17 protein-coding genes are annotated in these 13,080 nt (G+C 61.6%); 7 read left to right on the top strand and 10 right to left on the bottom strand.

The window, feature by feature from the left end:
* Nucleotides 1-4 precede the first annotated feature (4 nt).
* Nucleotides 5-1,624 (top strand): methyl-accepting chemotaxis protein, encoded by a 1,620-nt coding sequence (locus HRH33_RS15865; RefSeq protein WP_167417488.1) that lies wholly within the window; start codon nucleotides 5-7, stop codon nucleotides 1,622-1,624.
* Between the two features lie 1,599 nt (nucleotides 1,625-3,223).
* Here HRH33_RS15865 and HRH33_RS15860 read toward each other — a convergent pair.
* Genes HRH33_RS15860 through HRH33_RS15845 form a run of 4 tightly spaced genes read right to left on the bottom strand, consistent with a single transcriptional unit; the run spans nucleotide 3,224 to nucleotide 6,281 of the window.
* On the bottom strand, nucleotides 3,224-4,576 hold the full coding sequence (locus HRH33_RS15860; protein WP_173603523.1) for a 4Fe-4S binding protein: 1,353 nt from the start codon (nucleotides 4,574-4,576) through the stop codon (nucleotides 3,224-3,226).
* Nucleotides 4,573-5,412, bottom strand: coding sequence for an FTR1 family iron permease (locus HRH33_RS15855; RefSeq protein ID WP_167418626.1), 840 nt, complete (start codon nucleotides 5,410-5,412; stop codon nucleotides 4,573-4,575). Before HRH33_RS15855 ends, HRH33_RS15860 begins: the two co-directional genes overlap by 4 nt.
* A gap of 15 nt (nucleotides 5,413-5,427) precedes the next feature.
* Nucleotides 5,428-5,751 carry a cupredoxin domain-containing protein gene (locus tag HRH33_RS15850; protein WP_034098419.1) on the bottom strand — a complete coding sequence of 108 codons (324 nt, stop codon included), beginning with the start codon at nucleotides 5,749-5,751 and terminating at the stop codon, nucleotides 5,428-5,430.
* Nucleotides 5,751-6,281, bottom strand: coding sequence for an iron transporter (locus tag HRH33_RS15845; RefSeq protein ID WP_167418625.1), 531 nt, complete (start codon nucleotides 6,279-6,281; stop codon nucleotides 5,751-5,753). Before HRH33_RS15845 ends, HRH33_RS15850 begins: the two co-directional genes overlap by 1 nt.
* 178 nt (nucleotides 6,282-6,459) lie before the next feature.
* Between HRH33_RS15845 and HRH33_RS15840 the strand changes: the two genes are divergently transcribed.
* On the top strand, nucleotides 6,460-6,669 hold the full coding sequence (locus tag HRH33_RS15840) for a DUF3079 domain-containing protein (protein ID WP_167418624.1): 210 nt from the start codon (nucleotides 6,460-6,462) through the stop codon (nucleotides 6,667-6,669).
* Here HRH33_RS15840 and HRH33_RS15835 read toward each other — a convergent pair.
* Together HRH33_RS15835 and HRH33_RS15830 are read right to left on the bottom strand one after the other, a co-directional pair.
* A complete protein-coding gene (locus tag HRH33_RS15835; protein WP_167418623.1) occupies nucleotides 6,658-6,921 on the bottom strand; it encodes a hypothetical protein in 264 nt (87 codons plus the stop codon). The two genes, HRH33_RS15840 and HRH33_RS15835, sit on opposite strands and share 12 nt — an antisense overlap.
* 69 nt (nucleotides 6,922-6,990) lie before the next feature.
* Nucleotides 6,991-7,464 carry a PA2171 family ribosome-binding persister protein gene (locus HRH33_RS15830; protein WP_034098414.1) on the bottom strand — a complete coding sequence of 158 codons (474 nt, stop codon included), beginning with the start codon at nucleotides 7,462-7,464 and terminating at the stop codon, nucleotides 6,991-6,993.
* Nucleotides 7,465-7,744: 280 nt separating this feature from the next.
* Here HRH33_RS15830 and HRH33_RS15825 point away from each other — a divergent pair, with 280 nt between their 5' ends.
* Nucleotides 7,745-7,951 (top strand): PLD nuclease N-terminal domain-containing protein, encoded by a 207-nt coding sequence (locus tag HRH33_RS15825; RefSeq protein ID WP_034098413.1) that lies wholly within the window; start codon nucleotides 7,745-7,747, stop codon nucleotides 7,949-7,951.
* 63 nt (nucleotides 7,952-8,014) lie between these two features.
* Here HRH33_RS15825 and HRH33_RS15820 read toward each other — a convergent pair whose 3' ends face one another.
* Entirely contained in the window at nucleotides 8,015-8,575 is a 561-nt protein-coding gene (locus tag HRH33_RS15820; protein ID WP_167418622.1) for a type 1 glutamine amidotransferase domain-containing protein, read from the bottom strand.
* Between the two features lie 83 nt (nucleotides 8,576-8,658).
* On the bottom strand, nucleotides 8,659-9,162 hold the full coding sequence (locus HRH33_RS15815; protein ID WP_034098409.1) for a DUF4142 domain-containing protein: 504 nt from the start codon (nucleotides 9,160-9,162) through the stop codon (nucleotides 8,659-8,661).
* Between the two features lie 196 nt (nucleotides 9,163-9,358).
* Here HRH33_RS15815 and HRH33_RS15810 point away from each other — a divergent pair, with 196 nt between their 5' ends.
* The 4 genes from HRH33_RS15810 (at nucleotide 9,359) to acpP (ending at nucleotide 10,995) form a co-directional block, all read left to right on the top strand.
* Entirely contained in the window at nucleotides 9,359-9,583 is a 225-nt protein-coding gene (locus HRH33_RS15810) for a hypothetical protein (RefSeq protein ID WP_167418621.1), read from the top strand.
* Between the two features lie 16 nt (nucleotides 9,584-9,599).
* The gene (locus tag HRH33_RS15805) at nucleotides 9,600-10,373 is read left to right on the top strand and encodes a DUF72 domain-containing protein (RefSeq protein WP_167418620.1); all 774 of its coding nucleotides are present in this window, start codon (nucleotides 9,600-9,602) and stop codon (nucleotides 10,371-10,373) included.
* 120 nt (nucleotides 10,374-10,493) lie between these two features.
* Entirely contained in the window at nucleotides 10,494-10,745 is a 252-nt protein-coding gene (locus tag HRH33_RS15800; RefSeq protein WP_123479993.1) for a hypothetical protein, read from the top strand.
* 10 nt (nucleotides 10,746-10,755) lie between these two features.
* Entirely contained in the window at nucleotides 10,756-10,995 is a 240-nt protein-coding gene (gene acpP / locus HRH33_RS15795) for an acyl carrier protein (RefSeq protein ID WP_167418619.1), read from the top strand.
* Nucleotides 10,996-11,016: 21 nt separating this feature from the next.
* Here the strand turns inward: acpP and HRH33_RS15790 are convergent, their stop codons facing one another.
* Together HRH33_RS15790 and HRH33_RS15785 are read right to left on the bottom strand one after the other, a co-directional pair.
* Nucleotides 11,017-11,799 carry a DeoR/GlpR family DNA-binding transcription regulator gene (locus HRH33_RS15790; RefSeq protein WP_167418618.1) on the bottom strand — a complete coding sequence of 261 codons (783 nt, stop codon included), beginning with the start codon at nucleotides 11,797-11,799 and terminating at the stop codon, nucleotides 11,017-11,019.
* A gap of 345 nt (nucleotides 11,800-12,144) precedes the next feature.
* A complete protein-coding gene (locus HRH33_RS15785) occupies nucleotides 12,145-13,071 on the bottom strand; it encodes an alpha/beta hydrolase (protein ID WP_173603522.1) in 927 nt (308 codons plus the stop codon).
* Nucleotides 13,072-13,080 lie beyond the last annotated feature (9 nt).

Below are 13,080 nucleotides of genomic sequence, written 5' to 3'. Positions count from 1 at the left end.
TCAGATGATCCACTTAACCACCGCACGCCGTATTGTCATTGGCTTTGCGATTGCGCCTCTGGCGCTGATCGGTCTGGTGTTCTACGCCTTGCACGACCTGGCCACGCTCAAGCAACAGGCCGACCAGATCGTGCAGCAGGACTGGCCGAAGATCGCGCCGATCATGGTGATCGCCACCGGCGTGCGGGACAATGGGCGCAACACCCGCGACCTGTTGATCGACCAAGATAACCAACAGGCCCAGGCGGCCATCGGCACCACGCGCCAACGCATCACCGAGGCGTTCGCCACCCTCGAACCGCTGCTCGATACCGCCGAAGGCAAGGCCGCCTACGCCCGTTTGAAAACCCATCGCGAAGCCTACGTGGCGGCGTTCACCCAAGTGCAGGCGCTGATTAAGCAGGGCGCCCGTGACCAGGGCCTGGCGCAGCTCAAGCAGCAGGTGATGCCGGCGGAGCTGGAGGTGTTCAAAAGCCTGGACGCCTTGATGGCGTTACAGGGGCGTGTGTTTGCCGAGCGCCAGCAGGTGGCGCAGGCTCTCTACGACGAAGCCCGACGCACCATGATCGGCCTCTTTGTGCTGTGCCTGGCGCTGGTAGTGGCGGCGGCGGTGCTGGTCACCCGCAGTGTGCTGCGGCCCCTGGGCGGCGAGCCGGATGAGGCGGCGCGGGTGTTGAGTCATATCGCCGGCGGTGACCTGACTATCGTGGTGCCGGTGGGTGACAGCGCGGAGGGCAGCGTGATGCGCAATCTGCATCACATGCAGCAGAACCTCCAGCAGATGGTGCGGCATATCGCAACGTCGGTGGACGGCGTGGCTAGCTCATCGGAGCAACTCAGTGCGGTCAGCACCCAGACCAGCGGCAGCTTGCAGTTGCAGGGCCAGGAGATTGAGCAGGCCGCTACCGCCGTGAACGAGATGACCGCCGCTGTGGACGAGGTGGCGCGTAACGCGGTGAGCACCAGCGAAGCCTCGCGCCTGTCGGAACAGACCGCCCAGCGCGGCCAGGCCCAGGTCCAGGAAACCGTCGCCTCGATCAACACCCTGGCCAACGGCGTGGTGGAAACCTCAGAGCGCATCCAACAACTGGCTGGGCGCGTGCAAGACATCAGCAGCGTGCTCGATGTAATCCGCAGCATCGCCGATCAAACCAACCTGCTGGCCTTGAATGCCGCCATCGAAGCCGCCCGAGCGGGCGACGCCGGGCGTGGTTTTGCGGTGGTGGCCGATGAAGTGCGCGCGCTGGCCCATCGCACCCAGGTGTCGACCCAGGAAATCGAACAGATGATCGGCGCCATCCGCCAGGACAGCGAACACGCCGTGGCGGCCATGCACGACAGCAGCGAACGGGTGCAGGCAACTTTGGGCGTGGCCCAGCGCTCGGGGCAGGCGCTGGAAGAAATCACCCGGTCTATTTCCCAGATCAACGAGCGCAATATGCTGATTGCCAGCGCCACCGAGGAACAGGCGCTGGTGGCGCGGGAAGTGGATCGCAACCTGGTGGGCATTCGAACCCTGTCACAGCAGGTGTTGCAGGGGGCTATTCATACACAGACGGCAGGGCAGGAACTGGCAGGCATGGCCGGGGATTTGCACCAGATGGTGGGGCGGTTCAAGGTCTAGGCCGCTACCAGAATCCCACCTTTGGAGCGGGTTCTTTCAGTTAATGCTGGGCAAGCCGTTTGGATTGGCCTGTCGCGAACCGCGCGGCAATGCGCCGTATGACCTGGCCCAGGCAATGCAATCAAAGGTGGGAGGGGGCTTGCCCCCGATGTGGGAGTTGAAGTTGACACATGTATTGCTGACCCGCCGTCATCGGGGGCAAGCCCCCTCCCACAGTTTGAGCGAGTTTTTTCAGTTAATACTGGGGAAGCCGTTTGGATCGGGCTGTCGCGAACGGCACGGCAGTGCGGCGTATGACCTGGCCCAGGCAATGCAATCAAAAGTGGGAGGGGGCTTGCCCCCGATGTGGGAGTTGAAGTTGACACATGTATTGCTGACCCGCCGCCATCGGGGGCAAGCCCCCTCCCACAGTTTGAGCGAGTTTTTTCAGTTAATGCTTGGGAAGCCGTTTGGACCGGCATGCCGCGAACTGTGCGGCAGTGCGCCGTATGATCCAGCCCAGGCAATGACTATCAAAGGTGGGAGGGGGCTTGCCCCCGATGTGGGCGTGTCAGTTGACACATGTGTTGCTGTCCCGCCGCCATCGGGGGCAAGCCCCCTCCCACAGTTTGAGCGAGTTTTTGCAGTTAATGCTTGGGAAGCCGTTTGGACCGGCATGCCGCGAACTGTGCGGCAGTGCGCCGTATGATCCAGCCCAGGCAATGCAATCAAAGGTGGGAGGGGGCTTGCCCCCGATGTGGGAGTTGAAGTTGACACATGTATTGCTGACCCGCCGTCATCGGGGGCAAGCCCCCTCCCACAGTTTGAGCGAGTTTTTTCAGTTAATACTGGGGAAGCAGTTTGGACCGGCATGCCGCGAACTGTGCGGCAGTGCGCCGTATGATCCAGCCCAGGCAATGACTATCAAGGTGGGAGGGGGCTTGCCCCCGATGTGGGCGTGTCAGTTGACACATGTGTTGCTGTCCCGCCGCCATCGGGGGCAAGCCCCCTCCCACAGTTTGAGCCGGTTTTTTCAGTTAATACTTGGGAAGCTGTTTGGACCGGCATGCCGCGAACTGTGCGGCAGTGCGCCGTATGACCTGGCCCAGGCAATGCAATCAAAGGTGGGAGGGGGCTTGCCCCCGATGTGGGAGTATCAGTTGACACATGTGTTGCTGACCCGCCGCCATCGGGGGCAAGCCCCCTCCCACAGTTTGAGCCGGTTTTTTCAGTTAATGCTTGGGAAGCTGTTTGGATCGGCATGCCGCGAACTGTGCGGCAGTGCGCCGTATGATCCAGCCCAGGCAATGCAATCAAAGGTGGGAGGGGGCTTGCCCCCGATGTGGGCGTGTCAGTTGACACATGTGTTGCTGTCCCGCCGCCATCGGGGGCAAGCCCCCTCCCACAGTTTGAGCGAGTTTTTGCAGTTAATACTGGGGAAGCAGTTTGGACCGGCATGCCGCGAACTGTGCGGCAGTGCGCCGTATGATCCAGACCAGGCAATGCAATCAAAGGTGGGAGGGGGGCTTGCCCCCGATGTGGGAGTGTCAGTCGACGCATCTGTTGCTGACCCGCCGTCATTTTCCCACAATGGACCGCCGTGCATCAGGCAAGTCGCGGTCAAGCCCAGCCCCAGAACTGTAACCACCATGCGCCTGCGACCAAGCCGGCAGCCGTCAAGACACCCATCCATGCCGCCATCCGTGCCTTGCGCGGTAGGCCGCTCAGTTGCCGCCATCCCAACCAGATACACCATCCAACAGCCGCCACCAACATGGCCCCGCGTGCCGTTTGCACCCAGGCCAATACCAACCCTTCGTAGCGCAATAACTTCACCGTGGTCGCCGATAAGCCGAGGAACAGCCCCGCACCACCGAGTGGCGTCAGCGTCAGGGCAAGGGGCCGAAACAGTGCGCGGTCGCCCGCCACACGTGCGCTGAACTTCATCAGCACCCAGCATGCGCCGCCCAGCAGCAGTGAGCTGGCGCCCAGGTACAGCACGATGCACATCCCATCCAGCCAACTGAAACTGTCGTTGAGCTGCGGGTAGTGGGTCAGCAGCCACCATGGCGCGGTGTCTTGCAGCGGCCATAGCCAATCGTGTACCACCAGCCATTCGGCCAGGTGTTGTTTAAGGGCGATAAACCACGGGCTGACGGTCCATTGAAACGCGCCCATGGCCAGGCCGATCACGCCGAACAGCAGCAGGCGCGCGTCCCATACCGAGGCGGCTTGATGACGGGCCTGGAGGATTTCCTCGTTGCACGAGCGGGCGATCAGTTGCACGGCGCCGCGCTGCCCACTGCAACGCCCGCAGGCGTGGCACTCGCTGGCGCCTTGCAGGCGGCGGATGTCCAGCAGCGGCGCGCAGTTGGGCAGGGGCAGGCGCGGCGCGGTGTTGGCCTTCCAGCGTTGCTCGTCCACCGCAAAGCGCACCGGCGCCAGGCGCGCGAGCAGGGCGAAGACGCCGCTGACCGGGCACAGGTAGCGGCACCACACACGCTTGCCGCGCACGAACAAAAGGCCCACCACGACGGCCGCTACGGTGGAGCCGCCAAGAATCAGCAATGCTGCCTGGGCGTAGTCGTATACGCTGATCAATTGCCCGTACAGGGTGGTCAGGCAAAAGCCCACGGTGGGCCAGCCGCCCCAGCGCAGCCAGCGCGGAATGCCCAGGCCGCGTCCGTGCTGGCTGGCCCATTCGCTTAGAGCGCCTTCCGGGCACAGCACGCCGCACCACAGGCGCCCGAACAGCACCATCGACAGCAACACGAACGGCCACCACACACCCCAGAACATAAATTGCGCCAGCAGCGTCAGGTTATTCACCAGGTACGCCTGAGTGTCGGGCAGCGGCAGCAGCGCCGGCACCACCAGCAGCAGCGCGTAGACCACGACCACCGCCCATTGCAGCGCACGGATCAGCCGCGCATGGCGGCGCATGCCATCGCCCAGGCGGGCCAGCCAACTCATGCCGCGTGCCGCGACCGGCGCAGGCCGTGGCTCACCCACAGCCAGTAGCCGAGCAGCGCCGCCAGGGTGATCAGGCTGGGCGCGGCGCGGTAGCCGGCGAAATCGGCGAGCAGGGCGCCCACGCCATGGCTGTCGCTGAGCAGTGCGCTGCTGTCCCAGCGGCTCTCACCGCAGGCCGTGTAGACCCAGTCCGGCAGGTCCATCGCCAGCAGCTGCCCGCTGATACGATCCACGGCAGCCACCAGCAACGCGCCGCCCAGTAGCAACAGCAAGGCTTCGCTGAGGGCGAAAAAGTGCGCCCACGACAGTACGCGGCGGCTGCTGCGCAACAGCAGCACCGTGAGACCGGCCAGCACCAGGCCGAGCACGCCGCCAATGGCGAACAGGCTCAGGGCCGTGTCGTGCAAACGCGCGCCGGCGCCATATAGGAACACTACGGTTTCGCTGCCCTCGCGGCTCACCGCCAGCAACGCCAGCAGCAACAAGCCCCAGCCGCCCTGGCGTGCCAGGCGCTGGTCGGCGTCGCGTACCAGGCTGTGGCGAAGGGTGGGGCCGTGGCGATGCATCCAGAACACCATCTGCACCATCAGAGCGCTGGCTATCAGGGTCAGCAGCGCTTGCAGCCATTCGCCTTCGGCGCCGGTCATGGTTTCTGCGGCCCACAGCATCAACCCGGCCAGGCCCAGCGAGCACAACAGACCGAGCAGCACCCCGGCCCACAGAAAGCGCGCCAGGCGCGAGCGACCGGCCTGCTGGCTGATCCAGGCTTGCAGGATGCCGATCACCAGCAGCGCTTCGACGCTTTCGCGCCACACAATGAACATCGCTTGATTCATCAACGGCTCCGGCGGTTATTGAGCGAGGAGGCTGCCTTCGGGCAGCTGTGGGTTGAACTCGTCGAAGAACGGGTATTCGCCGGGTTTGAGCGGGTGGATCACCACAAAGGTGGTGACGCCGGGCGATAACACCTTCTCCACGCGCAACGGCGTGCTTTCGAATTCGGCCGGGCCCTGGCCGGCATTGGTGAGCACGATCTTGAAGCGCTCACCGGCCTTGACCACCAGTTGCGACGGCGTGAAGTGCCCATCGCGCAGGCTCAACTCATAGGTGGGCAACGGCGCCGCGGCGGCCGCGCCGCCGAGCAGCAGGCCACCCAGCAGCAAGGCGCGGCGCATCAATAACCGCCTTTCTTGCCGATGCCGGCGTAGACGAATTCGTAGTGCACTTCGCAACGCTCGAACCACGGCGCAACCCCGGTTTCCTTGTCGGTGTGGCGGCCCAACGAATGAGGGCCGGTGGGCGGCAGTACGCTGAAGGTGAGGGTGTATTTGCCGGGGCCTTGTAGCTTGACGTTATCGCCGTAGTGCGGGCCGTCATTGGCAACCATGGCGTGGAAATCGCCGGTGATCGGCGTGTCGCTGCCTTGCTTTTTCAAGGTGAAAGATAGGTTCAGGTACGGCACGAAACTGCCTTCCTGAAAGCCTTGGGCGTTGTCCGCCGTGGCGCGCACATCGGCCTCCAAATGCACGTCGGAGTCGGCGGTGGCGCGCATCATGCCGGTAGGCGCCATTTCGATCGGTTGCAGGTACACGGCGCCGATTTCCAACCCCGGGCAGTGTTGCGGTTCGCCAATCGGGTATTCCTTTGCCAGTGCGGCAGAGGTGGACAGCAGCAGGGCCAACGGCAGCAGAGAGAGGGTTCGCATGAGAACTTCCTGACGGGTGAGGGGAGAGGGCCCGAGTCTAGGAAGGTGCGGCGCAGATAATAATGATTCTTGTCAAGTTTCGAGGATATTTCATCTTGGCCAGGCTTGATGCCGGTCAAGGTTAGCCGCCACCTCACACGTTACGGTGAGGCTACCGCGCGTTGATAAGGAACTCGTCATGGCCAAGCCGTTTCCGTTGCACCCTAAACACCCTGAGCGAATCTGCTGGGGCTGCGACCGTTACTGCGCTGCCACTGATTTGGCCTGTGGCAACGGTGCCGATCGCACCATGCACCCCGCCGAGATGCTCGGCGACGACTGGTACGAGCATGGCGATTGGGGCGTGACCAAGCAGCCACCCCCCGTGGACGAACCATCAGCTGCCTGATCGAGGTGTGTCTTTGCGCTCTTTGGAGGGTTTAGCGGGTTTGGGTTTGGGGGCTTGTTTCGCCGGCTGTTGTTTCTGCGTGCTGTTGTCGGTTTTCTGGCTGCTGTCTGAAGGGCTGCTGGGGTAAGTACCCGGCGGCAGCGCGGAACCTGCGGCACCGCTGTTATCGCCGAATGCCGCAAAGACAGGCCCGGCGAGCATCGCCGTCAGGCAAGCGGAAAGTACGATCCTTCGGGACGTGGTGGTCTTCATGACGCAATCCCCTTATGTCATTGCACAAACCCCGGGCCGCTGGAGCGTGGCCCGTGGTCCGGCCAGCCGTTAAGCCGCCATCGGCTTGGCCATGGTTTTTTTATACGCGGCCTTCATGGCCTCCATTTCGGCACCGAGTTCTTCCAGTTGTGCCTTGCCCAGCAGCTTGCGGGCTTGGGGGAACATCTCGGTTTCCTCTTCTTCGATATGGTGCTCCAGCAGTTCCTTGACCACTTTGACGCGGCCGGAAAACTCAGTGCTGGACGGCTCGGTCTTCTTCAGGTCGGGCAGAACCAGGCTGTCGACGGTGCGGTGCTCTTCCTTGGCTTCGTGGTACATGATGTCCTGCTCTTTGCCGCCGGCTTTGCGGAAGGCCGGGTAGAGAATCTCTTCTTCCAGCTTGGTGTGCAGGGTGATTTCCATTTCGAGCTTGGCCAGCAGCTCAGTGCGCTTTTTAACGCCGCGCTCGGTGGATTCGCTCAGTTGGGTCAGCAGTGTCTTGACGCGTTCATGGTCGGCTTTGAGCAGGTCGATGGCATTCATGGTGAAACCTCACGGATAGGGTTCGGGCACGTCGAAGTGCGCGCCTCGTCCGATGGGGTGTTGCATCCACCGTACCAACTCTTGGTTATGAATAAATAGATTAAATATCAATAACTTATTGAATTTATGCGAATGCTGCTGTCGTGCAGCTTGCATGGTTGCCGAGGCACTACGTTGCATTACGCCGGCCTGATGCGCGCTGTTTGCGACACTCGCGCAAATCCGATGGAACCCTGAGCGCAATGGGTTGACCTAAGCCTTAGACCTCAGGAGGTGAAACATGCAATTAGAATATGTCTGGATCGGGTTGGCGGTGGTTGTACTGCTGTTGGAACTGTGGGCGATCAACGCCGTATTGCGCAGCACCAGTGGCTGGGAGACCAAGGGGTTGTGGCTGATCATCCTGATCTTTGTGCCGCTGCTGGGGCTGATTGCCTGGGCGATGTTCGGGCCCAAGCGTGAGATGCCGGAGCAAGGTAAACACTGAGGTATGGCTCAGACAGCAAACAGGCGCCCCTCGGGGCGCCTGTTTTGTTTACGGGTTCGCAGATCAGCCGGCGAGGGCCTTGGCAATCGCGTCATTGAACGCCGGCAGATCGTCCGGCGTGCGCGAGGTGATCAAGGTCCAGCCATTGGCCTGGCATTGCTTGACCGGCTCATCCACCCAACCGGCGGCACCGGCATTTTCCAGGTCGATGCGTACGCTTTTGTAGGAGGTGAGGGTCTTGCCTTTGATCACGCCTGCGTCGATCAAGGCCCATGGGCCGTGGCAGATCGCGGCGATAGTTTTGCCGGCATCGGCGAATTCTTTGATCAGGCGCAGCGCGGCCGCGTCCTGGCGTAGGGTGTCGGCGTTGACGGTGCCACCGGGAATCACCAGGGCATCGAAGTCGCTGCCGACCACGTCCGACAGTTGCACATCGGATTCCACGGTCTTGTCCTTTTCGGTGTCGCCAACGAACGTCTGGGTGGTGCCGCCCTTGCTGGACGCATGGGTCACATTGGCGCCGGAACCGCGCAATGCTTCCAGCGGCTTGACCAGTTCGTCGCGTTCGATACCGGTATTGGAGGTGATGATCAGGATGTGCTTACCGTTGAGGTGGGTGCTCATGATCGAGTGTCTCCTGTGCGAAGGGGGGGATTGGCGTCACGAATGCCCCCGCGTCGTCTGACGCAGGGGCGTGATCGGGCGAATTACTTGGCGTACTTGCTTTGCAGCTCTTTGGCCATTTGCAGGTGTTTTTCCAGGGTCGGCAGCTTCTCGGTGGCGAAAGCTTTCAGCTCGGCGTTGTCCGAAGAGGTCGACTCTTTCTTGAACAGTTCCACGGCTTCTTCGTGGGCGTTCACCTGGTTGTTGGCATAGGCCTTGTCGAAGGACTCATCGCGCATTTCCAGGATGGCTTTCTTGGCCTTGTCCATCAGCGCGGCGTCGTCAGGCACTTCCAGATCATGCTTCTTGGCCAGGGCCATCAGTTCCTGGTTGGCTTTGGTGTGGTCATCGACCATGTGCTGGGCGAAGGTTTTCACGTCGGCCGAGCTGCTTTTTTGCAGGGCCAGTTTGCCGGCCTCGACTTCAGTGATGCCGCTCTGTGCGGCCTTGTCTACGAAGTCGTTGGAGGTGGCTGCGAAGGCTGCGGACATCGAACCGGCAACCAGTGCGAAAGTCAGGCCCATTTGTTTCATCAGCTTGGTAGTCATGGTGTCTCTCCTTGTGAATGACGTGATGTCGCTACCTGGGTGTTGAGCCGGCACCGGGGCAAAAGGTTTAAATTTTTTTGTGCTTTTTTCGCCAGCGGTGGCCGCGGCAAATTCCTTGAACTATCGAAAAGCCCAGGGCTCTGCTGAATGAGCCCGCCGTGTGATGGCGGCGCGTCAATTACTAGGAGAATGCCCCGTGACCGAGCACAAGAGCGCCGATAAAACCCCCACCCCCGTCAGCTCCGAAGAGGCGCAAAAAGGCACCGACAGCCCTGTCAAAGGCCAGACCCTGGAGCGCCCGAACCCCAACACCGAAACCGTTGACAAGGTGCTCACCCCCACCTCGATCAAAGACACCGAGCGCCAGACCGATGCGATCAACGAACAAGCCGCCAAGGCCGAGCGCAAATTGAGCCACTGAGCGGAGCATTCAAGCCATGGCTGACGACGCCGGCCGCGCGGCTGCTGTTTGGGCGGCCCCCTTGTACATCGGCTGCGCAGGCTGGAGCCTGCCGCGCGAACACTGGCCGGCATTCGTCACAGAGGGCACGCATTTGCAGCGCTACGCCTCGCGCTTCAATGCGGTGGAAATCAACAGTTCGTTTTACCGCGCTCACTTGCCCACGACCTACGCGCGCTGGGCACAGTCGGTACCGTCGACTTTTCGGTTCTCGGTGAAAGTGCCCAAACTCATCACCCATGAGCTGCGACTGGCGCATTGCGAAGCCGCGCTGGATGAGTTTCTCGCGCAGTGTCAGCGATTGGGCGACTCCCTAGGCTGCCTGCTGGTGCAATTACCGCCTTCATTGGCGTACGAGCCCGTGACCGCTGCGGTGTTTTTCCGCGCCTTGCGCCAACGCTATCTGGGCGCCGTGGTGCTGGAACCGCGGCATGCCAGCTGGCTTGAGGCTGAAGGGTTGTTACAGGATTTGCATATCGGCCGGGTCGCCGCCGACCCTGCGGCAATTGAGGGCGGCCATCTGCCAGCCGGCTGGCAAGGCGTGCGCTATTGGCGCCTGCACGGTTCCCCGCGCATTTACCACAGCGCCTATGGCCCCGAACGGGTGCAGGCGTATGCCCGCCAGTTGCTGCAGTCCATCGAGCAAGGCATCCCCACCTGGTGCATCTTCGACAACACCGCCAGCGGCCGGGCGCTGGACGACGCGCTGTACCTGCTGGAGCAGCAGCTGGCGGGGTTTAGCACGCTCTAACGGGTGGATGGCTTGGGTTCATTGCCAATCGATCTATACACCTGTCAGATCTGACAGTAGCCGCTTTGCATCCGATGGATATAGTCAAAGGCGTATACATGCCCAGCCGGGAGAGCGGCCATGACTAAATCCGAATTGAAGAAGTTCCTCCAAGTCAAGATCGACCAAAAAGCCAACATCATCCTCAACGAGCGCGTGCGCTATGACGACGCGGCCTTCGGCGAGCTGAAAATCTATGCCTGTCTGCGGCGTATCCTGAACAAAACTGCGACCCTTGAAGACCTCGGTGTGCTGCATGCCGTGAACAACTTGCTGCATGCCACCGGTGTGCTGGCGCCCAATGAAACGCTCGGCTCCAAGGTCACCAAGTGAGGATATTCAAATGAGTGACATCGAACAGCGAGTGAAAAAAATCGTCGCCGAACAGCTAGGCATTGCTGAAGCCGACGTCAAGAACGGGAGTTCTTTCGTGGACGATTTGGGCGCCGATTCCTTGGACACGGTGGAACTGGTGATGGCCCTGGAAGACGAGTTCGAAATTGAAATTCCGGACGAGGAGGCCGAGAAAATCACCCAGGTCCAATTGGCCATTGATTACGCGACGGCGCACGCAAAGTCATAGGGCAAACACACGCTGCGGTGGCTAGACATCCACGCGCAGCACTTCCAGCCCCAACTGTTCATACGCCGCGATATCCGGCGCATGCCACTCGGTGATCAGGCTGTGGATTCGGCTGCACGGCGCCACCACGAAGGGCTCCACGGCGCCGAGTTTGTCGGCCATGGTCACCGCCACCACCTGGGAGGCGCTGTCGAGCAAGGCTTGCTTGACCGCCACTTCGTCGAAATGCAGCGACGTCATGCCCACCTGTGGGTGCAGCGCGCAGACCCCGGTAAACAGCAGATCGGCCTTGATGCTTTGGATCAAGCGCACGGTGTCGTGGCCGTGGGTGGAGAGGGTGGCCGGGTTGAGTTGGCCGCCGGCGAGGATCACCTTGACGTCAGGGTGGTCCGCCAGGGCGATGGCAATCATCGGCGATGCCGTCACCACCGTAAGGCGGATCGACAGCGGCAGTGAGCGGGCGATCTGCAGGGTGGTGGAGCCGGAATCGAACATCACGATCTGCCCGTCCTCGACGCGTTCGGCGGCTAGTTGGGCCAGGTGCCGCTTGACCGCATCGGTCTCACCCACCCGAGTAAAAAAGTCCTTACCGGTGTCTTTAGGCCGGGGCAGGGCGCCACCGTGTACACGCTGCAACAGGCCGGCGGCGGCGAGTTCGCCGAGGTCGCGGCGGATGGTGTCCGGGGACACCGCAAAGTGTTCGACCAGTTCTGCTGCGGTGACTTTGCCGTCGCGCTCCAGCAGCAACAGGATCTTTTGTTTGCGTAACGAGGGGAGGTCGATGGCGGCGTGGGTGTTTTGCATGTTTGTGCGCTTTTTTGCGGGTTTGTGCGAGATTAATCGCCGGCCCTGTTGAACGCAATGCTTGACTTTCACCCTCTCGTTTAACCGCCCCAAGCCGTCGATTGGAATCGGGGCGGTTTAGCGGCCGCGCCCTTTTAAGGCGCGACCCGCCGCACAAAAAAAATCGTAAAAAAATAAAAAGAGTTGTCCACGAAAACCGTGGGTATCTCTGTGGATAACTTTGCCGGGCCCCGGCAGGGTTGGTGATTTCGCCCAAGATCAATATTTGATCAACTTAAGGTTTGGCCCAGCATGGCCAGGGTTTGCGCTTGACAGGCCCGCTCGAAACCAGTGCCGAAAAGTGTTTTACGAGTCGCCGTCGCGGCTTGTGGAGTGTGTGATGGCTTGCGTCTGAACCTTCGATTGCATCAGTTGATCGAGCGCCTGGCGATACATGCGACCGGCCAGGCTCATGCTGTTGTTGTGGCTGGCACCGGGCACCAGCAACAAACGTTTGGGTTCTTGGGCGGCGGCAAACAATTGCTGGCTGAAACGCGGCGGAACGTAGCGGTCGTCCAGGCCATGCACCACCAACAACGGCATGCGGATATCGACGATCTTGTCGATGGAATCGAATTTCTGCGACAGTAGCCAGCGCACCGGCAACGAGGTGTTAGCCACCGCTGTGGCCACATCGGCAAGGGAAGTAAAGGTGGATTCGATCACCAGGCCACGCACCGGCACCGGCGATTGCTGACCCAGTTCCGCCGCCAGGTCGATGGCCACCGCGCCGCCGAGGGAATGCCCGTAGATCAGGCGTTTTTGTGGGTCGGGTTGCAGCACCTGAAAGCGCTCCCAGGCGATGCGCGCGTCTTCGTATACCGTGGTTTCCGACGGCAAGTCGCCGTGACTTTTGCCGAAGCCCCGGTAGTCGATGGCCAGCACCGAAAAGCCCAGGGCATGCAGTTGCTCGATGCGAAACAGTTGCCCGGTCAGGTTCCAGCGCACGCCATGCAGGTAGAGGATCGCCGGCGCATTCTTGCTGGCCGCCGGGTACCACCAGGCATGGATGTTCTGCCCGGCTTTGAAGCTGGCCGGCTTGAGTTCGAATTCCTGCACCGCCTTGGGCAGGCCGCTGTACCAACTGGCGGTGCCCGGCTCGATGCGAAACACCAGCTCGCGCTCTTTGTGCTGCAAGATGCTGCATCCCACCGGCAGACCCACGATCAACAACGCCATGCACAGCAGGGGAAACCAGCGCAGGCCCAGGCGAGACAGCAAACGAGACGACATGAACGTTCC

The sequence above is a fragment of the Pseudomonas rhodesiae genome (genome assembly GCF_013285305.1).
Lineage (GTDB): Bacteria > Pseudomonadota > Gammaproteobacteria > Pseudomonadales > Pseudomonadaceae > Aquipseudomonas > Aquipseudomonas rhodesiae.
This window is presented reverse-complemented; position numbering and strand designations above follow the sequence as displayed.